This window comes from Nesterenkonia suensis, from assembly GCF_054782935.1.
In genome coordinates, this window is record NZ_BAAGRN010000001.1 from 780,749 (window position 1) to 802,467 (window position 21,719).

The window sequence follows — 21,719 nt, forward strand, 5'->3', positions numbered from 1 at the left end:
GATCCGACCTCCGGTCAGGTCTCGCGATCGTCCTCCGCCCACGGCGTCGGGGCGTCCGGTGCGAGTGCGCCCAGCGCCGCCTCATGCAGCAGACCGTTGGTGGCCAGCGCGTTCTTCCCGGTGCAGCCGGGCTCTCCGTCCAAGGAGGTGAACTGTCCTCCCGCCTCGGTGACGATCGGCACCAGGGCGGCCATGTCATGCAGCGCCAGCTCCGGCTCCGCGGCCAGATCGACCGCACCCTCGGCGACCATGCAGTAGGACCAGAAGTCGCCGTAGGCACGAGTCCGCCACACCGTATCCGTGAGCTCCAGGAAGTTCTGGATGCGGCCGACCTCCCGCCAACCGGTCAACGACGAATAGGAGAAGGAGGCGTCCGTCAGCGAGGAGACCTTCGAAACCCCCAGCTGGGTGGCCGCCGCGAGCGATTTGCCGGTATAGGCGCCACCGCCCTGGGCCGCCCACCACCGACGATTCAGCGCAGGGGCGCTCACCACTCCGACCACCGGTTCGCCGTGCTCCACCAGGGCGATCAGCGTAGCCCAGACCGGCACGCCGCGGACGAAGTTCTTGGTCCCGTCGATCGGGTCGATCACCCACCGCCGCGGTCCCGAACCGGTCGAGCCGTACTCCTCACCGTAGATCGCGTCCCGGCCGCGCGTGCGGCTCAGCTGAGTCCGGATGATCTCCTCGGCCCGACGGTCAGCGTCTGTCACCGGCGTCAGGTCGGGTTTCGTCTCCACCGCGAAGTCCATGGACTGGAAGAACGACATGGTCTGGGAGTCCACGGAGTCGGCGATCATATGGGCCAGACGGAGGTCCTCGGTGTACGGGCTCGTGCGGTGGTTCATGGGGACAACCCTAGTCGTTTCTCCTCCTGCTCCTGCGCAGACCCGGCCAGGGAGGAGAGCAGGCCACGCAGCGACGCCAACCGCGCTTCACCGTGCTCGCCGCCATGACCTGCCTGCACCCAGGCGTCCAGGGCGCACCCGCCCTCGGGCGCGGCGTGTGCGCAGCCAGGTTCACAGTCGACCGATCCCTCGACCAGATCTTCGAAGGCGGCCAGCACATCATCGGGATCCACATGGGCCAGGCCGAACGAGCGCACCCCGGGGGTATCGATGATCCAGGACTCCCGCGCGGCATCCTCATCCACCGGGGCCTCAGGGTCGTCCGAGGGCGCCAGATTCAGCGCCACCGCGGAGGAGGAGGTGTGGCGCCCCCGGCCGGTGACGGCGTTGACGCCTCCGGTGGCGCGGTCAGCCCCGGTCAGGGCGTTGACCATGGTGGACTTCCCCACGCCGGAATGGCCGATCATCGCGGTGACGTGCCTGCGGAGCAGGCCCCGCAGGCGCGTGACGGCGGAGGGCTCCAGGGTCGGGGGCGAGCAGGCGCCGGGGCCTGCCGCGGCCTCGGTCGTCCTGGGTCGCTCGGATGTCTCTGGGGCTTCTGGCGTCTCTAGGGTCTCTGGGGTCTCTGGGGTCGCTGACTCCTCGGACGTCGGCGTGGCGTGTCCGGAGATGACCATGGTCAGGCTGAGCTCGGCATAGTGGCTGACCAACCCGGCCGGATCCTCCGGGTCCTGGGCGAGATCGGCCTTGGTGATGAGCAGGATGGGCTCGATGCCGGCGTCGTAGGCGGCCACCAGGGCGCGATCGATGAAGCCCGTCCGCGGTGCGGGATCGGCCGCGGCGACCACGATGAGCAGCTGATCGGCGTTGGCGACCACGACCCGCTCGGCGTCATCAGTGTCGTCAGCACTGCGTCGCAGCAACGTTGAGCGTTCCTCGACCCGCACCAGACGGGCCAGAGCACCGTCCTCACCGGAGGTGTCACCCACCAGTGCGACCACATCACCGGGCACCACCGGGGTGCGGCGCAGCGCCTTGGCACGGACAGCCACCACGACGCGCTCCCGAGCCGCTGGGCCGCCGGCGGAATCCGCCTCCTCGAGTCGGTGCATACGCACGGTGTAACGTCCGCGGTCGACGGTGACCACGCGTCCCAGCTCGGCGTCGGGATAGTCCGGGGTCTCCTTGGTACGTGGACGGGAACCGCGCTTGTTCGGCCGGACTCGGACGTCGGACTCATCCCAGTCCCGGCGGGAGGACCAGCGGCGGCTCATGGCGTCTCCGCGCCCCCAGCGTGTCCAGGGGAGATCAGATCCCGCCACAGCTGAGGGAAGGTCGGCATGGTCTTCGCCGTGCAGCCGATGTCCTCGACCTCCACCCCGTCCGTCGCCAGTCCCAGGATGGCCGCAAAGGTCGCCATGCGGTGGTCGGCATAGCTGCGCACCAGCCCGCCGTGCGTGATGGGGGCCAGGACCCGAAAACCGTCGTCGGTCTCCTCAGCCTCTCCGCCCAGTCGGCGGATCTCGGCGACCAGGGCGGCGATGCGATCCGTCTCGTGGCCGCGAAGATGAGCCACTGAGGTGAACGTCGTCTCGCCGGGGCAGAGTGCCGCCAGGGCCGCCACCGTGGGGGTGAGCTCCGCGGTGCCGTCGACGGTGCCCGGAGTGGTCAGCTGCCGCGGACCCCGCACGGTCAGCGTCACCGTCTCCCCGCTGGGCTCATCGACGCTCGAGACCTCAGCGCCGAAGTTGGCCAGCAGCCGGGTCCAGCGGCGCCCGATCTGCGTGGAGGTCTTCGGCCAGCCGGGAACCGTCACCTCCCCGCCGGTGACGGCGGCGGCGCAGAGGAAAGGCCCGGCGTTGGAGAGATCCGGCTCCACCCGGACGGTGAACGGGGTGATCGGTCCGGGCTCGACACGCCAGGTGTAGGGCGCCGGGGAGCTGACCGTCACCCCGAGCTGCTCGAGCACCGTCAGGGTCATCTCCACATGTTCCAGGGACGGCACCGAGGTGCCGGAGTGCCGCAGGGTCAGGCCGTGAGCCATGCGAGGAGCGGCCAGCAGAAGTCCCGAGACGAACTGTGACGACCCCGAGGCATCGATGGCCGTCTCGCCGCCGTCGAGCCCGCCGGGGGCGCGCAGCGTGAAGGGCAGGGTGGAGGGAAGGGCGGCCGACAGGGCGCCAGCGGACTCTCCCGACTCTCTCGACTCTCTCGACTCTCCCGACTCTCCGTGTGCGGACCCCGCGTCCGCGCTCACCTGGACGCCGAGGGTGGCCAGCCCGTCGAGCACGGCCCCCATGGGACGCACCCGTGCCTCCGGATCACCGTCGAAGTGCACAGTCCGGCCGGTCAGCGCGGCCACGGCCGGCAGGAACCGCATGACGGTCCCGGCCAGCCCACAGTCCACCTGGAGGTCCGGACCCTGCGCGTGCTGGCCCAGCGGCAGCGGGGTGATCCGCACGGCGGGCTCCTCGGTGCCGTCGAAGGCGGCGAGATGCTCCACAACGGCCCCCAACTGTTCCAGGGCGGTGAGCATCAGCGCGGAATCGCGTGACTGCAGAGCATTGACCACGACGGACGGCCCATCCGCCAGAGCGGCCAGCAGCAGAAGGCGATTCGTCAGCGACTTCGAGGCCGGGACGATGACCTCTCCACGCACTGGTGCCCCCGCACGCGGCGCGGGCCACGGGGTCGGGGGCACCGGGGGAGCCTCAGCAGACATCGTGGTGCTCAGAGCGCGTCCTCGGCCTTCTTCTTGCCTTCCTTGGCGGCTGCGGAGATGGCCTTCACGGCTTCCTTCTCGGCCCGCTTGAAGGTCTTCGCGGCGTCGCGCTCCAGAGCCTTGGCGGTCTTGACGGCGTCATCGCCGAAGTCTTCAGCCCACTGGTGCGTCTTGTCCTTGAACCGGGCGCCCTTCTTCCGGGTCTGCCTGGTCAGGTGCTCGGCGCGCCAGCCCAACGACGGCCTGCCGTCCAGGTCGGCGACGGCCAGGCCCAGACCGCCGAGGATGGCCAGATTCTTCAGCAGCGTGTCGCGCTGGGAGGTCAGGTCTTCGACAGAGTCCAGGCCCGCACTGCGCAGCTCCACATAGCTGTTGAGCTTGTGCACCCCGATCAGGCCGAACGCCGCCAGACGGGGGCACTTCCCGATGGCCAGGGCCAGGCCCGCGACGACCTCGATCCCGCCGAGCACCTGGGCGGTGCGCCGCGGATCAGCGGTGACGATCTCCGCCTGGGGGACCAGCGAACCGAGCTCCTGCAGGGTGGGCTCCAGCTTCTCGGCGGCCTCCTCCGTGTTGCGGAGGCGGTCGATGCCGTCGGCGATGAAGCCGGCGCCGAGCAGCGGGCGGGCGACTTTGCGGATCAGAGACATGAAATCCTCCTGTGGCGCCGAGGAGCCGGGGTCTTCACCCGGCTCCGCGTGCGTGTGAACTCGGTTGAGCTGTGCTTGCCGGACATCGAGGCGTTCGGCATCGTCCAGAAGACAATCTACCCAATCAGTCCCGGTCGGGGAATTGTGGACCGGACTTCTTCGTTGTCCTGTCCATGACCACAGGCACGCTGGAGCACCGGACCCCGGCCGCGGCCCGCCCCGGGGGCGTAGACTCCTCTGTGATGGAAGACCGTGACGAGAACGTGAACGTGGCCGAGGAGACCGACGCGCAGCGGCGTGCGCGCTTCGAGTCCGAGGCGCTGCAGTACGTCGACCAGCTCTACTCGGCGGCGATGCGGATGACGCGCAACCCACAGGACGCCGAGGACCTGGTCCAGGAGGCCTACACGAAGGCCTACTCGGCGTTCCACCAGTACAAGCCCGGCACGAACCTCAAGGCCTGGCTCTACCGGATCCTGACCAACACCTACATCAACATCTATCGGAAGAAGCAGCGGCAGCCGCAGCAGGCCAACACGGACACCGTGGAGGACTGGCAGATGGCCCAGGCCGCCGAGCACACCTCCACCGGGCTGCGCTCCGCCGAGGCCGAGGCGCTGGACCACCTTCCGGACTCCGACGTCAAGGACGCCCTGCAGCAGATCCCCGAGGAGTTCCGGCTGGCCGTGTACTTCTCCGATGTGGAGGGCTTCGCCTACAAGGAGATCGCCGAGATCCTCAACATCCCCATCGGCACGGTGATGTCTCGGCTCCACCGTGGACGCAAGCTGCTGCGCGAACTGTTGACCGACTACGCCCGCGAACGAGGCTTCAAGAAGCAGGAGGCTCGAAAATGAGCGAAGACCGCAGCACGGAGGACTGCCTCGGTGGGGACTGCCGCGAGACCCAGGAGCGGATGGAGCGGATCTACGAGTATCTCGACGGTGCGCTCAGCCGCAGCGATCTCGAGGAGGTCCGCTCCCATCTGCACGACTGCCCTGAATGCGCCTCCGACTACGACCTGGAATGCATCATCCGGTCAGTGGTCCGCCGGTCCTGCACGGAACGTGCCCCGGAGACTCTGAAGGTCACCATCTTGGAGCGGATCAGCGAGATCCGCGTCGAGGCCGGGCACGAGAGCCGCCGCTGAGGCGAGGAGCCCGGAGACTGGGACGGCCCCCGCAGGAGTGATCCGGCGGGGGCCGTCCCAGTCTCCGGGCTCAGGCCCGGACATGGTCAGGAGTTGGGCCGCTTACCGTGGTTGGCGTTGTTCTTGCGGCGGTCCTTGCGCTTGCGTCCACGCTTGCTCATCGTGGAGCTCCTTTCGTCGGCTGGATCTCATCTTAGCCGACTCGGCGCTCATGCCGCGGGTTCGCGCAGTCCCAGCCACTGATACCAGCCGCGGTGGAGCACCAGCCAAGCGATCAGCCCGTAGCCGGCCTGACCGGGGACCCCGTCGTTGCTCGCGAGATCGTGGCGCCACTGGTCGTGCTGGACCAGCGGGGTGAAGGTGTCCACGTAGACGTGCGAGCGGCGAGAGGCCACGTCCTGGTAGGCGGTGTTGAGCTCGGCCAATCGCTGATTGCGCTCGGGATCCAGCCCAGGAATGGGCCCGACGACCAGGCAGCGGATGCCCTCCTGACTCGCCCGGTCCAGAATATTGGCCAGATTGAGCCGGGAGCGCGCCGAGGAGCTCGTGCTGTCGAGGTCGATGTCGTTCAGGGCCACCATCAGATGGTTCTCCGCGTCCTCGTCGAATCGGGGAGCGGCTTCGGCCTGCCACCGGTGGGACAGGGCCTCGGTGCCTTCCCTCGGCATGGCCAGCACGTAGTGCTCCAGGTGCACGGAGTCCGTGGGGGTCTTCGCCAGCACCCGACCGAGCCACCCCAGTGCGCGGGGATCCCCCGCTCCGGTGAGCAGCTCATTGCCGACGGCGACGATTCTGATGCTGCGTTCCACGTCGTCCCTTCCTCTGTGGCACCGACCAGACGCTGAGCGCCGGGGCGGCTGACGGATACCGACTTTCCTCTCCCTGACGTTACCCCCTTCGCCGTGTGCCGACGGCGTCGGACGCGCCACGGGACCCCATCGGGAGAAGCCGCTGCGGCAGAGCCCTCCGGCGTCCGCCAGCGCGGCCTCAGCTGTCCGAGCGAAGACGGCGGAGGCCGCCGACCCGAGAGATGGACGGCCTCCGCCGACTGCGAGGCACTGGGCTCAGCGATGCGACCCGGTCACAGGTTCAGGTGCGGGAACGCCTGGGCCAGGAGCGTGTCGAGCTCCTTGGCGTGGCGGCGCGCCTGACCCACAGAGGTCGCCGCCGACTCGCGACGTGAGATCAGCTGCAGGTCCTGGTCCAGCAGGGGCACCAGGTTCATTCCGAGGAAGGGCCAGGGCCCCTGGTTGGCCGGCTCGTCCTGTGCGTAGACGAAATCCGCCTCCGCCGGGTAGCTGGCCAGCTCCTCGCGCAGCTGATCGACCGGCATCGGGTAGAGCTGCTCGAGACGCACGATCGCCGTGGTGTCGTCCTTGTGCTTCGCCCGGGTCGCCACCAGGTCGTAGTAGAGGCGCCCGGAGGTGACCAGGACTCGCTTCACCCGAGACTTGTCGACCGCCGTATCGCTGATGACCTCTCGGAAGGTGCCGGTGGTGAAGTCCTCCACCGAGTTGGCCGCAGCCTTGAGCCGGAGCAGCTGCTTCGGGGAGAAGACGATCAGCGGACGGCGCGGGCGGGCCACGGCCTGGCGGCGCAGCAGGTGGAAGTAGTTCGCACCGGTCGACGGCATCACCACGGTCATGTTGTCCTCGGCGCAGAGCTGCAGGAAGCGCTCAGGGCGACCGGAGGAGTGGTCCGGCCCCTGACCCTCGTAGCCGTGCGGCAGCAGCATCGTCACCGAGGACCGCTGGCCCCACTTCTGCTCGGCGGTGGCGATGAACTCATCGATGACGGTCTGCGCACCGTTGACGAAGTCGCCGAACTGGGCCTCCCAGAGCACCAGCGCCTGTGGGTTCTCCACCGAATAGCCGTACTCGAAGCCGAGGGCGGCATACTCCGACAGAAGCGAGTCGTAGATGAAGAACCGCGCCTGATCCTCGGTGAGGTTCTTCAGCGGATACCACTCGTCGCCGTTGACGCGGTCGTGGAAGACGGCATGGCGCTGGACGAAGGTCCCCCGCCGAGAATCCTGACCCGCCATCCGGACCTCGATGCCCTCCATGAGCAGGGAACCGAAGGCCGCGACCTCCGCGAAGCCCCAGTCGATCCCACCCTCACGGGCCATCTTGGCGCGCTTCTCCAGCAGCGACTTCAGCTTCGGATGCGGAGAGAAAGTCTCGGGGATGTTGGTGTGGACCTCTCCGATGTGGGCCAGCGCCTCCTCCGAGATGGCCGTGTCGGTGGCGGCACGGGCCGGGACGTCCTCTTCCAGCTCCGAGGCGGTGGGTGCGATCACGTCGTCGTCCCCGGTGCTGGAGAGGGTCGAGATCGGCTGCGTCTGGGCGGCGTGGGTCTCGGTGAACACCCGCTCCAGGCGCTGGCGGTAGTCCTGGAGAGCCTGGTCCGCCTCATCCTGGGTGATGTCGCCACGTCCTACCAGGTTCTCCGTGTAGAGCCGGCGGGTGGAGCGCTTGGCCTCGATGAGGTTGTACATCTTCGGCTGGGTCATCGAGGGGTCGTCGCCTTCGTTGTGCCCGCGACGCCGGTAGCACACCAGGTCGATGATGACGTCCTTGTTGAACCGCTGGCGGTACTGGAACGCGAGCGACGCCGCGCGGGCCACCGACTCCGGGTCGTCGCCGTTGACGTGGAAGATGGGCGCCTGGATCGCCTTGGCCATGTCGGTGCAGTAGGTCATCGATCGGCCGGAGTTCGGGGCGGTGGTGAAGCCGACCTGGTTGTTCACCACCACATGGACCGTGCCCCCGGTGCGGTAGCCGCGCAGCTGGGACAGGTTCAGGGTCTCGGCGACGACGCCCTGCCCGGCGAAGGCCGCGTCCCCGTGGACCAGCAGCGGCAGCACGGAGAAGGCGTGGGCCCCCTGCGGGCCCTGGTCCAGGCGGTCCTGCATGGCACGGACGATGCCTTCGAGCACCGGGTTGACTGCCTCCAGATGGGAGGGGTTGGCCGCCAGGTAGACGCTGGTGGAGTTTCCTCGGTCGGAGGTGAAGGAACCGCGGGTGCCCAGGTGGTACTTGACGTCTCCGGAGCCGATGCCGGCTTCCCGGCCCTCGAACTCGCGGAAGATCTGGGAGTAGGTCTTCCCAGCGATGTTGGCCAGCACGTTCAGCCGCCCGCGGTGGGCCATGCCGATGGCGACCTCTTCCAGGCCTTCGTCGGCCGACTCGGAGAGGATCACATCCAGCAGCGGGATGAGCGACTCGCCGCCCTCGAGGGAGAAGCGCTTCTGCCCGACGAACTTGGTCTGCAGGAACGTTTCGAACGCCTCGGCGGCATTGAGCCGCCCCAGGATGCGGAACTGCTCGTCACGAGAGGGCTTCTCATAGGGGTGCTCGATCTCGTCCTGGAACCACTGGCGCTCCTCGGGCGACTGGATGTGCATGTACTCGATGCCGGTGTTGCGGCAGTAGGTGTCACGCAGCACGCCCAGGATGTTGCGCAGCGGCAGCATCTGCTTGCCGCCGAAGCCGCCGGTGGGCCAGTCTCGATCCAGGTCCCACAAGGTCAGGCCGTGGGTCTCGATCTCCAGGTCCGGGTGCTCACGCATCCGATACTCCAGCGGATCCACTGAGGCCATGAGGTGGCCGCGGACGCGGTAGGCATGGATGAGCTGCTGGATCCGCGCGACCTTGTTGATCTGGTCCTCGGGGTTGACCTGGATGTCGGCCGACCAGCGCACCGGACGGTAGGGGATGCGCAGGGCTTCGAAGATCTCGTCGTAGAAGCCGTCCTCGCCCAGCAGCAGCTGATGGATGGTCTTCAGGAACTCCCCGGATCCGGCCCCCTGGATGACCCGGTGGTCGTAGGTGGAGGTCAGGGTGATGACCTTGGAGACGGCCAGTTTGTTCAGCGTCTTCTCCGAGGCGCCCTGGAACTCTGCGGGGTACTCCAGGGCCCCGACGCCGATGATGCACGCCTGGCCCTTGGACAGGCGCGGCACCGAGTGCACGGTGCCGATCCCGCCCGGGTTGGTGAGCGAGACGGTGGTGCCGGAGTAGTCGTCCGGGGTGAGCTTGTTGTCCCGAGCCCGCTTGACGACGTCGTCATAGGCGGCCCAGAACTCGGTGAAGCTCATGTCCTCGGCGGCCTTGATGTTCGGCACCACCAGGGCGCGGCTGCCGTCCGGGCGCGGCATGTCGATGGCCAGGCCGAAGTTCACATGGGCGGGCTGCACGGCGGCCGGCTTGCCGTCCTTGGTGTCGTAGACCACGTTCATCGACGGGTGGGCGCGCAGGGCCTTGACCATGGCGTATCCGATGATGTGGGTGAAGGAGACCTTGCCGCCGCGTGTGCGTTTGAGGTGATTGTTGATCACGACGCGGTTGTCGATCAACAGCTTCGCCGGCACGGCGCGGACGGTGGTGGCGGTGGGGACCGAGAGCGAGGCGTCCATGTTGGCGGCGATGGCCTTGGACATGCCCTTCAGGACCGTGACCTCGTCCTGCTTCTGCTCCTTGGGGGAGTCGTCGCTCCGGGCGGTGGAGGGCTCGGAGGGGATCGGCGTCGTCCCGGAGTCCTTGGCCTTCTTGGTGGTCGGCTGCTTGGGAGCCACCGGTCGGCTTCCCGTGGTGGTCTTCTCCCCGGTGGGCTTCTGCAGGTAGTCAGGCTCGGCAGGCTTGGCCGTGACCGGGGTGCTCTCGCTGCGCGGGTCCTTCTGGTTCGCGGCGGCGGGGCGTGCCTCGGTGGCGGAGTCGGCGTCGGACGGCGTCGTCGCAGTGCCCGTGGAGCGGGTGGGAGAGGCTGCTGCTGGCTGCTGCGCGGCCCCGTTGCCGGGCTGAGCCTCAGCGATCCCTGACGGTGCCTCGCCTTCGAGCCGGCGGAAGATGTCGGCCCACTTGCGGTCCACGGAGTCAGGATCCGCCTTGTACTTGTCGTATATGTCGGCGACCAACCATTCGTTTCCGGGGAACTCCTCCGCGAGACGGCTGGACGTTAGCTCTGGCACTGTGGATACGCCTCTTCCATATGTGTTGTGTCGGTTCGCCGCACCGCCGTACCTTCATCCCGGGCCGAGGTGCTCGGCCTGCGGTGCGATATTCCCACCTTCGAGGGTCACGACGACGGCGTCCTCACCGCCTGCGAGGCTCACACCCCGGCCGGCCGGAGACCCTCTCGGTCACCTCGTCCCAGCATAGTGACTTTCCCGACGGGGTCGCCACCGCGCGCGGTATCGTGTCTGATGCCGTGCGATGCATCCGAACCGATGCCTCCCCGCGGCGCGAGCGCCAGACCACGAAGGGTGGACGACGACCCCATGAAGTTCATCAACGAGCCCACCACCGATCTGACCTACGCGGACGTGTTCCTCGTGCCGTCCCGGTCCGACGCGATGTCTCGCATGGAGGTGGACATCTCCGCCGACGACGGTACCGGCGCCTCCATGCCGCTGGTGGCGGCCAACATGACCACGGTGACGGGGCGGCGGATGGTGGAGACCATGGCCCGCCGTGGCGGGCTCGGGGTGCTGCCCCAGGACATCCCGCTGGAGGTCATCCGTCAGGTGACCAGCTGGGTCAAGTCCTGTCACCCGGTCTTTGAGACCCCGCTGAAGGTCGGCCCTCAGGACACCCTGCTCGACGTGCTCCACCTGCTGGACAAACGAAACCACCACACGGTCTGCGTGGTGGATGAGGATCTCCGGCTCGCCGGGGTCGTGAACGCCGAGGACGGTGAGGGCCAGGACCGCTTCTCCTCGGTGGGATCGGTGATGCGCATGCCCCAGGTCCGTTTCACCACCGCCGAACTCGGCCTGGCGGAGCGCGCGGATGCGCAGGATGCGGAGGCGCTCGACGCCGGCCTGCGCCAGGCGTTCCTCGCCATGGAGGAGGCCGGCTGCGACTATGCGCCGGTGACCACCTCCGATGGAACCCTCGCCGGGGTGCTCACTCCGCGCGGGGCGCTGCGCTCCACGCTCTACGCGCCGAACGTCGACGCCTCGGGGCATCTGAAGGTGGCAGCCGCAGTGGGCATCAACGGTGATGTCGCCTCCAAGGCGGAGGGTCTGCTCGACGCGGGCGTCGATGTGCTGGTCGTCGACACCGCCCACGGCCATCAGCGCCGGATGGTCGAAGCCCTCAGCACTGTGCGTCGGGTGGTGGACTCCCGGGCGGGCGAGCGTGGCGCCGTCCCGGTGGTGGCCGGAAACGTCGTCTCGGCCCAGGGCGTGCGGGACCTCGTGGAGGCGGGGGCCGACATCGTCAAGGTCGGGGTGGGGCCCGGCGCGATGTGCACCACACGGATGATGACGGCGGTGGGCCGTCCTCAGTTCTCCGCCGTGCTCGAGTGCGCCGCCGCCGCCCGTGAGCTGGGTCGGCGGATCTGGGCCGACGGCGGGGTGCGGCACCCTCGTGACATCGCCCTGGCCCTGGCCGCCGGGGCCTCCCAGGTGATGGTCGGCTCGTGGTTCGCGGGCACTTTCGAGAGTCCCGGAGACCTGATCAGCGAGGCGGACGGCCGGCGATACAAGGAGAGCTACGGCATGGCCTCGGCCCGTGCCGTCCAGCACCGCACAGCCGGGGAGGACGCCTTCGCTCGGGCGCGGAAGGGGCTCTTCGAGGAGGGGATCTCCTCCTCGAAGATGTACCTCGACCCGCAGCGTCCCGGGGTGGAGGACCTGCTGGACACCATCACCGCCGGTGTCCGGTCCTCGATGACCTACGCCGGTGCGCGGGATCTCGCCCAGTTCCGGGAGCAGGCCGTCGCCGGGGTGCAGTCCGCCGCCGGCTATGAGGAGGGCAAGCCGGTCCCCACCACCTGGTGACCCCGGGGGCCGGGCCTCGGCCCTCAAGTGGTGCGTCGGAGGCGTCGCGCTGTACACTGCGAAGCCTTATGGAGTATCGACAACCGGGCTCGCGCCTGATTCTCACTGTTCCTGATCGCCAGCCGGCCCGGTCCGCCCTGATCCAGGCACCGATCCGCCGCCCTGCGGCATCACCTCGCAGCCCCGCCCGCCCCGCGGCACCGGTGTGTCGCCCTGCGGAGTCGCGGAGGTGCAGCTGACACCGTGGAATGGATCCTCCTGGGCGTCGGACTCCTGCTGATCCTCGGCACCGGCTTCTTCGTCGCCGTCGAATTCTCCCTCGTGGCGCTCGACCAGCCCACCGTCCAACGCGCCGTCGACCATGGCGACCGACGTGCCGTGCCGCTGATGCGGTGCCTGAAGTCGCTGTCCACACAGCTGTCCAGCTGTCAGTTGGGCATCACACTGACCACACTGCTGACCGGCTACGTGGCCGAGCCTGCCCTGGGGGTGCTGCTCGCCGGCCCGATCCAGCTCCTCGGAGTGCCCGATCAGGCGGCGGGGGCAGTCTCACTGACTGTGGCGATGATCATCGCCACTTTGGTGACGATGCTCATCGGGGAGCTGGTGCCGAAGAACCTCGCCATCGCCGAAGCCTTCCGCATCGGTCGTGCCTTGGCGCGTCCTCAGCTGATCTTCACCGCCCTGTTCCGACCGTTGATCGTGGTCCTCAACGGCTTCTCCAACCAGGTGCTGCATCGTTTCGGCCTGGAGGTCAAGGAGGAGCTCTCGGGCGCGCGCACTCCGGAGGAGCTGTCCTCGATGGTGCGCCGGTCCGCCATGCTCGGCACTCTCGACGAGGGCACCGCCGCCTATCTCGACCGCACCCTGCGGTTCTCCGAGCGCACGGCGGCCGACGTGATGACGCCGCGTCCTCGGATGATCACGGTCGACGCCGACGCCCCGCTGACCGCACTGATCGATGTTGCCCGCCGGACGGGGCACTCGCGGTTCCCCGTGCTGGGAGAGTCGGTCGACGAGGTCCGCGGCGTCGCGCATCTGAAGAAGGCGGTGGCCGTCCCGCGTGACAAGCGCGAAGGGCTGGTGGCCGCGACGGTGATGACCGAGATCACCCGCATCCCGGAGACCATCCATCTCGACGCGCTGCTCTCGGTTCTGCGCGAGTCTCCGCTGCAGGTGGCCGTGGTGGTCGATGAGTACGGCGGCACCGCCGGTGTGGTCACCCTGGAGGATCTCATCGAGGAGATCGTCGGGGAGGTCGCCGATGAGCATGACCGGCTCACTCCCGGTGTGCTCCAGGCCGCCACCGGCGACTGGTACTTTCCGGGGCTGCTGCGTCCTGACGAGATCAACGTCCAGGTCCTGGAGCTGGAGGTTCCGGAGGATCCGGCCTATGAGACGGTGGCGGGCTTCATGCTGGACCGGCTGGGCCGGATCGCCGCCGTCGGCGACGAGGTGGAGGTCCACGGCGGGCGGCTCACCGTGGTCGGTGTGGAGGGGCGGCGCATCGATCGTCTCCGGTTCACCCCCGACCCTGAGGCACGTCGGCTCGCTGCCGAGGCCGCCGCTGAGCGCGCGCGCCGAGCGGCCGCCGAACGGGCGGAACACATGCGGGCGGCCGCGGATCGCAACGGGGGTGGTCGTCGATGACGAGCGATGTGATGGGAATCGTCTGGCTGGTCGTGCTGCTGGCTGGCAATGCTTTCTTCGTCGCCGGGGAGTTCGCGGTGATGAGCGCTCGTCGCAGCCAGATCGAGCCGCGGGCCGAGGCCGGGTCCAAGGCGGCGCGCACGGCGCTGTACGCGATGGAGCATGTCTCGCAGATGCTGGCCATCGCGCAGCTGGGGATCACCGTGTGCTCCCTGCTGATCCTGCAGGTCTCCGAGCCGGCCATCCACCATCTGCTCACGGATCCGCTCACCCTGGTCGGGATGAACACCACCGCGGCCTCCATCACCGCCTTCCTGGTGGCCCTGGCACTGGTCTCCTTCCTGCACGTCACGCTCGGCGAGATGGTGCCGAAGAACTTCGCCGTGTCGGTGGCCGATCGCGCGGTGCTCATGCTGGCCCCTCCGCTGGTGGTGCTCTACCGGATCCTCAAGCCGGTGATCCTGCTGCTGAACCACGCGGCGAATGCCGTGCTGCGGCTCGTCGGGGTCACGCCCCGTGACGAGGTGGTCTCCACCTTCACCTTGGAGGAGATGCAGTCAATCGTCGCCGAGTCGACCCGTGGAGGCACCGTGCATGATGATGCCGGGGTCATCGCGGGAGCCCTGGTGTTCTCCGACTACACCGCGGACTCTGTGATGGTGCGGGTGGACGACGTCGTCACAGTGCCTTCCGAGGTGACCCCTCGGCAGGTGGAGAAGGCCGTCGGCCGGACCGGCTTCTCCCGGTTCGTGGTCGTCGACGAAGAGGGGGACTTCGCCGGTTACGTGCATCTGAAGGATGTGATGAGTCTTCCCGAGTCCCAGGTGGGGGAGCCGATCCCGGTCACCACGGTGCGTTCGCTGGGCAACATGGCCTGCGCGGACGAGATCGAGGACTGCCTGGCGCAGATGCAGCGCACCGGGTCCCACCTGGCGCGGGTGATCGACGACGACGGCGTCACTCGAGGAGTCCTCTTCCTGGAGGACGTCCTGGAGGTCCTGGTCGGTGAGATCCACGATGCGACGCAGGCACGGGACTCGCGGCGCCAGCACACCGTCGGCGAGGATGGGTGAGCCGTTCGGCGGCCTGTGGGAAGGATCACGCGGAATACCTGAAGATGAGATTTGTTCGCAACAGTGTGCAGGCGTACGCTGAAGTCCGCCACCGGCGCTGACGCGCTGCGCCGGATCAGCCCCGCGACTCAGGAAAGACCACACCATGCCCGACATCTCCCGCCCCGATGCAGGATCACCCGCCGCACTCCGCCGGGGAGCTGGCCGTCGGCCTCCGCTGGCCCGGGCGGCCGGCCTGCTCGGTGCTCTCACGCTGGCGCTCACGGGATGCGGGGGCGGCCAGGACGGCGGGAATGACGGCGCGCAACAGCCGACGTCGGCGGACGGGGAGGACACCGGCCTGGTCATCGTGGCCTCCACCGACGTGTACTCCGATCTGGCGGAGAAGATCGTCGGGGACACTGCCGAGGTGGAGGCGATGGTGGACAATCCCGCCATGGATCCACACTCCTATGAGGCAACTCCGCAGGACCGGCTCAGCATCGAGAACGCGGATGTGATCATCGCCAACGGCGGTGGCTATGACCCCTTCATCACTCGGCTCGCCGCTTCTGCCGACAAGGATGACCTGGTGTATCAGATCATCGAGGGGGAGAATCATCATTCGCATGAGTGGACCGGCAGCTACGAGAACGAGCATGTCTGGTACGACCTGGCCCTGATGGCAGAGGTGGCCCGCGACTTCGGCGAGCACATGGGTGACCTCGCACCGGAGAACGCGGACCTCTACGCGGAGAACGCGCAGCGGCTGGTCGAGGAGATCGAGGCGCTCGATGAGCGGAACCGTGCCCTCGGCGCCGAGGGTCTGGCGTATCTGGCCACGGAGCCGGTCTCGCAGTTCCTGCTGCTCGACGCCGGTTTCGAGGACCTCACCGAGGAGCGGTTCCTCGCGGCGGTGGAGCACGGCGACGACGTCGCCCCGCGTCTGTACCAGGACGCCCTGGACATCGTCACCAGCGATGACATCGACATGCTGGCCTACAACGAGCAGACGGAGACCAACCAGTCCCTGCAGATCCGGCTGGCCGCCGAGGATGCCGGCCTGCCGGTCCTGGAGTTCTCCGAGACTCTGCCCGATGACATCGACGACTTCCTGGAGTGGATGGAGCACAACATCGACCAGGTCGAAGACATCGTGGAGGACCGGCGTGGCTGATTGTGCGGCACCCCCTGCCGTCCTGTCGCTGAATCGGGCAGGTATGGCCTTTCACGGACGCACGCTGTGGAAAGGGGTCGATCTCGACCTCTCCGCCGGGGAGTTCCTCGCGGTGCTTGGTCCCAACGGGGCCGGGAAGTCCACACTGCTGAAGGTGCTGCTGGGCCTGCAGAAGCTGAGCTGGGGTGAGGTGAAGGTTGCCGGGCGCTCGGTGCGCCGCGGCAGCAGCGCCGTCGGCTACATCCCCCAGCAGCACGCCATGCCGGCGGAGACGCCGCTGCGCTCCCGGGATCTGGTGGCACTGGGTCTGGACGGACATCGCTATGGCTTCCGGCTGCGCCCGCGTGCTCAGCGTCGTGAGGTTGACTGGCTCCTCGAACAGGTGGGGGCCACCGACTACGCGGACATGCCGGTGGGTCTGCTCTCCGGTGGGGAGCAGCAGCGCCTGCGCGCGGCCCAGGCCCTGGCCTCCGATCCGGCGGTGCTGCTCTGCGACGAGCCGCTGCACTCGCTGGATCTGCACCATCAGCAGGCCATCACGGATCTGATCCAGCGGCAGGCCAGTGAGCGTGGGTCTGCGGTCGTCTTCGTCACGCACGAGATCAATCCGATCGTCGAGCATGTGGACAGGGTGCTCTATCTGGCCCGTGGCCAGCACCGGATCGGGCCGACCCGTGAGGTCATGCGGTCCGAGGTGCTCAGTGAGCTCTATGACGCCCCGATCGATGTGATCGAGCATCGTGGCCGGCTGGTGGTGATGTCCCATCATCTCGAAGGGCATCACTGTGCTCCGGGCCATGGGGCTGACGGGGAGGTCGGTCAGGGCACCGAGGGGCCATCGCGGGCCCCGGAGGACCCGCGGGTGGGGGTCGGTCCGCATGTCCACGACGATGACCACGAGCCGCATAGTCATCCCGGCCCTCCGCGCGGTGACGCGGAGCAGGCCCCTGAGGGGCGTCGGATGGGAGCGGCCCGATGATCGAACAGGTCACTTCATCGTTCAGTGTGGACGGCTATTGGGAGCTGTTCTCGCTGGTGCGGAACTCGGTGATCACGGCGGCGGTCCTCGGGCTGATGGGCGGGGTCATCGGAGTGCTCATCATGCTGCGCCGCACCGCCCTGGTGGTCCACGGCATCGCCGAGATCTCCTTCGCGGGGGCGGCTCTGTTCCTGCTGATCGGCCTCGACGTCGTGCTCGGTTCCGCGATGGGGGCCATCGGGGCGGCTGTGCTGATCGGGGTGTTGAGCCTGAAGGACAAGGACACCAGTGCGGTCACCGGTGTGCTGATGCCGTTCGGCCTGGGGCTGGGGATCCTCTTCCTCTCGCTGTATCAGGGCCGGTCGGCCAACCGGTTCGGGCTGCTGACAGGACAGATCGTCGGGGTCGACGACATGCAGACGCGCACGCTGGTCACCGGCGCGCTGGTGATCACCGCGCTGCTGGCGGTCGTCTGGCGGCCGATGCTCTTCTCCTCGATCGACCCGCAGCTGGCTCAGGCCCGCGGTGTGCCCGTCAACGCGCTCTCGCTGGTGTTCATGGTGCTGCTCGGAGCCGCCGTGGCGATGTCTGTCCAGGTGGTGGGCGCCCTGCTGGTGCTGTCCCTGGTGGTCGTCCCGGCCGCTGCGGCGTTGAAGGTCACCGCCCGGCCGGTGATGGCCGTGGCCCTGTCCATGGTCTTCGCGCTGATCTCCTCAGTGGGCGGGATCATGCTCGCGATCACGGGGCAGATTCCGATCAGCCCCTATATCACCACGATCTCATTCCTGATCTATCTGGTGTGTCTGCTCATCGGCCGTGGCCGTCGGCTGCGCCGTCAGGAGCAGGCGGCTCGCGTGATGGCGGTCCCGGCCGGCTCCTGACCAGCCCGACCTCTCGGAGGGCCTCAGGCTTCGGCGCGGCGGTGAGCGGCACAGGCCTCGCAGAGGCCGAAGACCTCCAGGGTGTGCCTCACGTCGATGAAGCGGTGCTCGGCGGCGAGCTGCTCGGTCCACTGCTCGATGTCCGGGGCTTCGAACTCCACAGTCAGGCCGCAGCTGTGGCAGACCAGGTGGTGGTGGTGCTCCTCGCGGGCGCAGAGCCGGTAGATCGCCTCGGTGTCGTCGGGGCGCAGGACGTCCACCAGACCCTCCTCCTGATGGGCCTGGAGGATGCGGTAGACGGTCGCCAGGGAGACCTTCTCGCCACGGTCCTCGAGTATGCGGTGCAGGTCTTGAGCGCTGACGAAGTCCTCCAGCGAGCTGAGCGCGGCCCAGACGGCGCGCTTCTGGCGCGTGGAGCGCCCGCGCACCGGGGGTGTGGCGGTGTTCTCAGCAGTCACAGGTCTCGTCCTCCCTGCGCAGGGGTGGGCTCCGGCATGTCCCCCAGAGTAACAGCGTCACCTGGGGGCCGACGGCCGGTGCGGGGCGTCAGGGCACGTCATGTGCGGTCTCTGGTGAACGTCTCAGCGTCGATGCTCTTGACGGGGGGTCCTCTGTCGACTACTTTATCGATAAATCATTGTGATCCACGCAACACTCGGAGGGGATTCCATGAGACGACGGACCCAGATGGCCGGATTCGCCGCCGCAGCCCTGGTGCTGCCGCTGGCGGGCTGCGGGGAGGGGGGAGGTGAGGAGCCTCTCCAGTTCTGGAACCTGCTCAGCGGGGACGACGGCCGGTTCATGCAGCAGATCGTCGAGGACTACAACGCCACCGATCCGGAGATCCCGGTGGCGTTCCAACCCGCACCGCGGGACGACATGTACATGCGGATGTATTCGGTGGCCCGAGCCGGCGCGGACATCCCCGATGTGGTGCTCGTGCACAACCTGGCCATCGCGGAGCTGGCGAGCAACGAGATCCTCACGCCGATCGAACCGCTGCTGGAGATGGCGCCGGGGCTCGCCCCGGAGAACTACCTGGAGCCGGCCTGGGAGGCGGGGGAGTATGACGGTGCCCAATGGGCGGTCCCGTTGGACCTCCATGGGCTGGTCACCTATTACAACGATGAACTCCTGGAGGAGCTGGATCTCGAGCACATCCTCGACGACGACCTCGTCACGGTCGACGAGATCATGGAGCTCGAGGATCAGCTCCCGGAGGGGATCTACGCCACCACGACCTTCTTCGCGCCTCTGTTGGTCTACAACTGGCAGTACAACATCGGCGACGGCGTCGGAGACACCGCCGAGGACATCGACTTCTCCGCGGAGCCCTATGTGCGGGCTCTGGACGCGATCCAGGGCATGCAGGAGGCCGGGCTGATGGCCCCGGAGGACGCCGACTCCGCCCAGGTCTTCCGCAGCGGACGGGCGCTCTTCCACCCCTCCGGCACCTGGGAGATCAGCGGCCACGACGACGTCGAGGGCTTCAGCTGGGATCTGACCCACAGCATGCAGATCGATCCGGACAACGCTGTGAACCACTTCGAGTCCCATGCCTTCGTCCAGATGGACGACGACGGCCGCGACCCGGAGCGTGACCGCGCGGTCGCAGACTTCCTCGAGTTCGTCCGGACCCATTCGTTGGGCTGGGCCGAGGCGGGGCAGATCGTCGCGAGCCGTGACACCTTCGACAGCGAGGCCTATCAGGAGCACCCGCAGTCCTTCTTCACCCGTCCCGAGAACGAGGAGCTGATGGTCACGGACAACTTCGAATTCGCCCCCTACGTCGGGGAGGCGATCTGGGATGAGACACAGAACGTGGCCTTCGGGCGGCACAGCATCGAGCAGGCCGTCGAACGCATGAATGAGACCACCCAGGCCCGCATCGAAATGGTGGAGGCGCCATGACCACGACGACGACCCCACGAGCGCAGCACCGTGGCGCACGCCGCAGCACCCCGCCGCCGAGCCGTCTCCCGCAGGGGCTGCGGGCCTGGTTCCGCGCGATCCCCTTCATGGGGCCTCACCTGGTCCTCTTCGCCGTCTTCGGGCTGTTCCCGGCCTGCTTCGGCATCTATGTGGCCTTCACGCAGTGGAACCTCATCGGGGATCCGCAGTGGGTGGGACTGGACAACTTCCGGGTGCTCTTCGACACCGACCACGCCTTCCACCGCATCTTCATGAACGGCCTGTGGAACACGATCCTCTTCGTGGCCGTCGGCGTTCCGCTCCTGATCGCTGTGCCCCTGGTGCTGGCAGTCCTGCTGTCACGCAAGGATCTGCGGGGAGCCAACGTCTTCCAGGGCATCTTCTTCGTGCCCGGCCTGATCGCGGTCTCCGCCGCGGCGATCGCCTGGAACCTGGTGTTCAATCGCGAGTTCGGCCCGATCAACCACTATCTGGGCACGGACATCAGCTTCACGACGACTCAGCCGTGGGCCTGGATGACGATCTTCGTGCTCACCGTCTGGGCCGGCATCGGCGGCAATCTGATCATCTACCGATCCGCGATCTCCGCGGTGCCGCAGGAACTGTACGAGGTGGCCTCGATCGACGGAGCAGGGGCGGTGCGCTCCTTCTTCAACGTCACCCTGCCCTCCATCCGGCTGCCGCTGCTCTACACCACGGTGATGACCACCACCGTCTCATTCAACGTCTTCGCCCAGCCGCTGATGCTCACCAACGGCGGCCCCGCCGACAGCACCACGGTGCTGATGATGGAGGTCCGCGACCTGGCCTTCGGCGGTGGCCCCTCGATCGCGGGCGTCGCCTCCGCCATGGCCGTGCTCCTCGGCCTGGTGCTCATGGCGATCTCCGCGATCCAGTTCTTCATCATGTACAGGAGGACCGATGTCTGACATGGCCGTCATCCAGACCGACCAGCGGGCGCCCGGCCGTGGCGGCGCCGACGGCGTCCCCGGGCAGCCGCAGCCCGTGCCGAGGCGTCCCAGGCCGGGGAGAGGTCCGAGCCTCGGCAGTCCCATGCGCTCGAAACTCGCCCTGTCCATCACCTATGCGGTGCTGCTGGCGCTGGCGCTCATCTGGCTGCTTCCGGTGGTCTTCGCTCTGTCCACCTCCTTCAAGTCGCCCACGGAGTTCGCCTTCGAGTCGTTCCGGCTGCTGCCGGCCCAATGGGTGGCCGACAACTACGTCTCGCTGCTCAACGATGTGGCCGGATACCCGGTGCTGCGGTGGTTCTGGAACTCCATGTTCATCTCCACCACGCATGCGCTGCTGACCGTGGTGGTGGTGTCCGTCGCCGGCTACGGATACTCCCGTCTGGACTTCCCGGGCAAGGATGTCCTGTTCTTCACGCTGCTGGCGATCTCGCTGTTCCCGGTCATCGCGAACCTCATCCCGCTCTATGAGATCGTCTCCCGGTTGGGATGGGTGAACTCACCGTGGGCGATGATCGTTCCCGGTCTGGCGGGAGTGGCGAACATCTTCCTGGTGCGGGCCTTCCTGGCCGGGATCCCCAAGGAGATGGACGACGCCGCGCGCATCGACGGCGCCGGCGACTTCCAGATCTTCTTCCGGATCGTGCTGCCGATGATCCGTCCGATCCTCATCGTCATCTTCCTGTTCGCCTTCACCGGGTCCTGGAACGACTTCCTCTGGCCGCTGATCGTGTTCAACGACGTGGACCAGATGCCCATCACGGCCGGGCTGCAGCTGCTGCAGAACATGCTGGCCGAATACGACCGGACAGGTCAGCTCATGGCCTCCGCCGTGATGGCGATGATCCCGACACTGGTCCTCTTCCTGGTGGCCCAGAAGTACTTCGTCAGCTCGCTGAGCATGTCCTCCGGGATCAAGGGGTGAG

At 67.8% G+C, this 21,719-nt stretch carries 19 protein-coding genes; 11 read left to right on the forward strand and 8 right to left on the reverse strand.

Annotated elements, in window-relative coordinates; all coding sequences use genetic code 11:
- Positions 1 to 14: 14 nt before the first annotated feature.
- Genes hisN through ACYVKI_RS03405 form a run of 4 tightly spaced genes read right to left on the reverse strand, consistent with a single transcriptional unit; the run spans position 15 to position 4,220 of the window.
- Positions 15 to 848, reverse strand: coding sequence for a histidinol-phosphatase (gene hisN / locus ACYVKI_RS03390; protein ID WP_460688925.1), 834 nt, complete (start codon positions 846 to 848; stop codon positions 15 to 17).
- Complete coding sequence (gene rsgA, locus ACYVKI_RS03395) at positions 845 to 2,122, reverse strand: ribosome small subunit-dependent GTPase A (protein WP_460688926.1); 1,278 nt, start codon at positions 2,120 to 2,122, stop codon at positions 845 to 847. Before rsgA ends, hisN begins: the two co-directional genes overlap by 4 nt.
- Positions 2,119 to 3,549 (reverse strand): 3-phosphoshikimate 1-carboxyvinyltransferase, encoded by a 1,431-nt coding sequence (locus ACYVKI_RS03400; RefSeq protein WP_460688927.1) that lies wholly within the window; start codon positions 3,547 to 3,549, stop codon positions 2,119 to 2,121. Before ACYVKI_RS03400 ends, rsgA begins: the two co-directional genes overlap by 4 nt.
- A 29-nt stretch (positions 3,550 to 3,578) precedes the next feature.
- Positions 3,579 to 4,220 carry a DoxX family protein gene (locus ACYVKI_RS03405; protein ID WP_460688928.1) on the reverse strand — a complete coding sequence of 214 codons (642 nt, stop codon included), beginning with the start codon at positions 4,218 to 4,220 and terminating at the stop codon, positions 3,579 to 3,581.
- Between the two features lie 242 nt (positions 4,221 to 4,462).
- Between ACYVKI_RS03405 and ACYVKI_RS03410 the strand changes: the two genes are divergently transcribed.
- Together ACYVKI_RS03410 and rsrA are read left to right on the forward strand one after the other, a co-directional pair.
- Positions 4,463 to 5,077, forward strand: a complete 615-nt coding sequence (locus ACYVKI_RS03410; RefSeq protein WP_460688929.1) for a sigma-70 family RNA polymerase sigma factor — start codon at positions 4,463 to 4,465, stop codon at positions 5,075 to 5,077.
- A complete protein-coding gene (rsrA, locus tag ACYVKI_RS03415) occupies positions 5,074 to 5,370 on the forward strand; it encodes a mycothiol system anti-sigma-R factor (protein WP_460688930.1) in 297 nt (98 codons plus the stop codon). Before ACYVKI_RS03410 ends, rsrA begins: the two co-directional genes overlap by 4 nt.
- An 86-nt stretch (positions 5,371 to 5,456) precedes the next feature.
- Here the strand turns inward: rsrA and ACYVKI_RS03420 are convergent, their stop codons facing one another.
- From ACYVKI_RS03420 to ACYVKI_RS03430, 3 genes are all read right to left on the reverse strand, one after another.
- The gene (locus ACYVKI_RS03420; protein WP_396415568.1) at positions 5,457 to 5,531 is read right to left on the reverse strand and encodes a 50S ribosomal protein bL37; all 75 of its coding nucleotides are present in this window, start codon (positions 5,529 to 5,531) and stop codon (positions 5,457 to 5,459) included.
- 48 nt (positions 5,532 to 5,579) lie between these two features.
- Positions 5,580 to 6,179, reverse strand: a complete 600-nt coding sequence (locus ACYVKI_RS03425; RefSeq protein WP_460688931.1) for a GDSL-type esterase/lipase family protein — start codon at positions 6,177 to 6,179, stop codon at positions 5,580 to 5,582.
- A gap of 272 nt (positions 6,180 to 6,451) precedes the next feature.
- The gene (locus ACYVKI_RS03430; RefSeq protein WP_460688932.1) at positions 6,452 to 10,339 is read right to left on the reverse strand and encodes a multifunctional oxoglutarate decarboxylase/oxoglutarate dehydrogenase thiamine pyrophosphate-binding subunit/dihydrolipoyllysine-residue succinyltransferase subunit; all 3,888 of its coding nucleotides are present in this window, start codon (positions 10,337 to 10,339) and stop codon (positions 6,452 to 6,454) included.
- A gap of 309 nt (positions 10,340 to 10,648) precedes the next feature.
- On the opposite strand from ACYVKI_RS03430, the gene guaB1 reads away from it, so the two are divergent.
- The 6 genes from guaB1 to ACYVKI_RS03460 all read left to right on the forward strand — a co-directional run bounded on the left by guaB1 (position 10,649) and on the right by ACYVKI_RS03460 (position 17,893).
- On the forward strand, positions 10,649 to 12,154 hold the full coding sequence (gene guaB1 / locus ACYVKI_RS03435; protein ID WP_460688933.1) for a GMP reductase: 1,506 nt from the start codon (positions 10,649 to 10,651) through the stop codon (positions 12,152 to 12,154).
- Between the two features lie 243 nt (positions 12,155 to 12,397).
- Complete coding sequence (locus ACYVKI_RS03440) at positions 12,398 to 13,804, forward strand: hemolysin family protein (RefSeq protein ID WP_460688934.1); 1,407 nt, start codon at positions 12,398 to 12,400, stop codon at positions 13,802 to 13,804.
- A complete protein-coding gene (locus ACYVKI_RS03445; RefSeq protein WP_460688935.1) occupies positions 13,801 to 14,877 on the forward strand; it encodes a hemolysin family protein in 1,077 nt (358 codons plus the stop codon). Before ACYVKI_RS03440 ends, ACYVKI_RS03445 begins: the two co-directional genes overlap by 4 nt.
- 145 nt (positions 14,878 to 15,022) lie before the next feature.
- Positions 15,023 to 16,033 carry a metal ABC transporter solute-binding protein, Zn/Mn family gene (locus tag ACYVKI_RS03450; RefSeq protein WP_460688936.1) on the forward strand — a complete coding sequence of 337 codons (1,011 nt, stop codon included), beginning with the start codon at positions 15,023 to 15,025 and terminating at the stop codon, positions 16,031 to 16,033.
- A gap of 43 nt (positions 16,034 to 16,076) precedes the next feature.
- Positions 16,077 to 17,012, forward strand: coding sequence for a metal ABC transporter ATP-binding protein (locus tag ACYVKI_RS03455; RefSeq protein WP_460688937.1), 936 nt, complete (start codon positions 16,077 to 16,079; stop codon positions 17,010 to 17,012).
- Positions 17,009 to 17,893, forward strand: coding sequence for a metal ABC transporter permease (locus ACYVKI_RS03460; protein WP_460688938.1), 885 nt, complete (start codon positions 17,009 to 17,011; stop codon positions 17,891 to 17,893). The genes ACYVKI_RS03455 and ACYVKI_RS03460 overlap by 4 nt, the downstream gene beginning before the upstream one ends.
- Positions 17,894 to 17,916: 23 nt before the next feature.
- On the opposite strand, the gene ACYVKI_RS03465 is transcribed toward ACYVKI_RS03460, so the two are convergent.
- On the reverse strand, positions 17,917 to 18,351 hold the full coding sequence (locus tag ACYVKI_RS03465; RefSeq protein ID WP_460688939.1) for a Fur family transcriptional regulator: 435 nt from the start codon (positions 18,349 to 18,351) through the stop codon (positions 17,917 to 17,919).
- Positions 18,352 to 18,562: 211 nt separating this feature from the next.
- Here ACYVKI_RS03465 and ACYVKI_RS03470 point away from each other — a divergent pair, with 211 nt between their 5' ends.
- Genes ACYVKI_RS03470 through ACYVKI_RS03480 form a run of 3 tightly spaced genes read left to right on the forward strand, consistent with a single transcriptional unit; the run spans position 18,563 to position 21,718 of the window.
- Entirely contained in the window at positions 18,563 to 19,804 is a 1,242-nt protein-coding gene (locus tag ACYVKI_RS03470; protein WP_460688940.1) for an extracellular solute-binding protein, read from the forward strand.
- Positions 19,801 to 20,754, forward strand: coding sequence for a carbohydrate ABC transporter permease (locus ACYVKI_RS03475; RefSeq protein ID WP_460688941.1), 954 nt, complete (start codon positions 19,801 to 19,803; stop codon positions 20,752 to 20,754). The genes ACYVKI_RS03470 and ACYVKI_RS03475 overlap by 4 nt, the downstream gene beginning before the upstream one ends.
- Positions 20,747 to 21,718, forward strand: a complete 972-nt coding sequence (locus ACYVKI_RS03480; RefSeq protein WP_460688942.1) for a carbohydrate ABC transporter permease — start codon at positions 20,747 to 20,749, stop codon at positions 21,716 to 21,718. Before ACYVKI_RS03475 ends, ACYVKI_RS03480 begins: the two co-directional genes overlap by 8 nt.
- The last annotated feature ends 1 nt before the right edge of the window (position 21,719 follow it).

Excerpts from the sequence above, each read along its gene's own strand:
- hisN (WP_460688925.1), bottom strand. The coding sequence starts at position 848 with ATGAACCACCGCACGAGCCCGTACACCGAGGACCTCCGTCTGGCCCAT.
- rsgA (WP_460688926.1), bottom strand. The coding sequence starts at position 2,122 with ATGAGCCGCCGCTGGTCCTCCCGCCGGGACTGGGATGAGTCCGACGTC.
- ACYVKI_RS03405 (WP_460688928.1), bottom strand. The coding sequence starts at position 4,220 with ATGTCTCTGATCCGCAAAGTCGCCCGCCCGCTGCTCGGCGCCGGCTTC.
- ACYVKI_RS03410 (WP_460688929.1), top strand. The coding sequence starts at position 4,463 with ATGGAAGACCGTGACGAGAACGTGAACGTGGCCGAGGAGACCGACGCG.
- rsrA (WP_460688930.1), top strand. The coding sequence starts at position 5,074 with ATGAGCGAAGACCGCAGCACGGAGGACTGCCTCGGTGGGGACTGCCGC.
- guaB1 (WP_460688933.1), top strand. The coding sequence starts at position 10,649 with ATGAAGTTCATCAACGAGCCCACCACCGATCTGACCTACGCGGACGTG.
- ACYVKI_RS03445 (WP_460688935.1), top strand. The coding sequence starts at position 13,801 with ATGACGAGCGATGTGATGGGAATCGTCTGGCTGGTCGTGCTGCTGGCT.
- ACYVKI_RS03450 (WP_460688936.1), top strand. The coding sequence starts at position 15,023 with ATGCCCGACATCTCCCGCCCCGATGCAGGATCACCCGCCGCACTCCGC.
- ACYVKI_RS03455 (WP_460688937.1), top strand. The coding sequence starts at position 16,077 with ATGGCCTTTCACGGACGCACGCTGTGGAAAGGGGTCGATCTCGACCTC.
- ACYVKI_RS03460 (WP_460688938.1), top strand. The coding sequence starts at position 17,009 with ATGATCGAACAGGTCACTTCATCGTTCAGTGTGGACGGCTATTGGGAG.
- ACYVKI_RS03470 (WP_460688940.1), top strand. The coding sequence starts at position 18,563 with ATGAGACGACGGACCCAGATGGCCGGATTCGCCGCCGCAGCCCTGGTG.
- ACYVKI_RS03475 (WP_460688941.1), top strand. The coding sequence starts at position 19,801 with ATGACCACGACGACGACCCCACGAGCGCAGCACCGTGGCGCACGCCGC.
- ACYVKI_RS03480 (WP_460688942.1), top strand. The coding sequence starts at position 20,747 with ATGTCTGACATGGCCGTCATCCAGACCGACCAGCGGGCGCCCGGCCGT.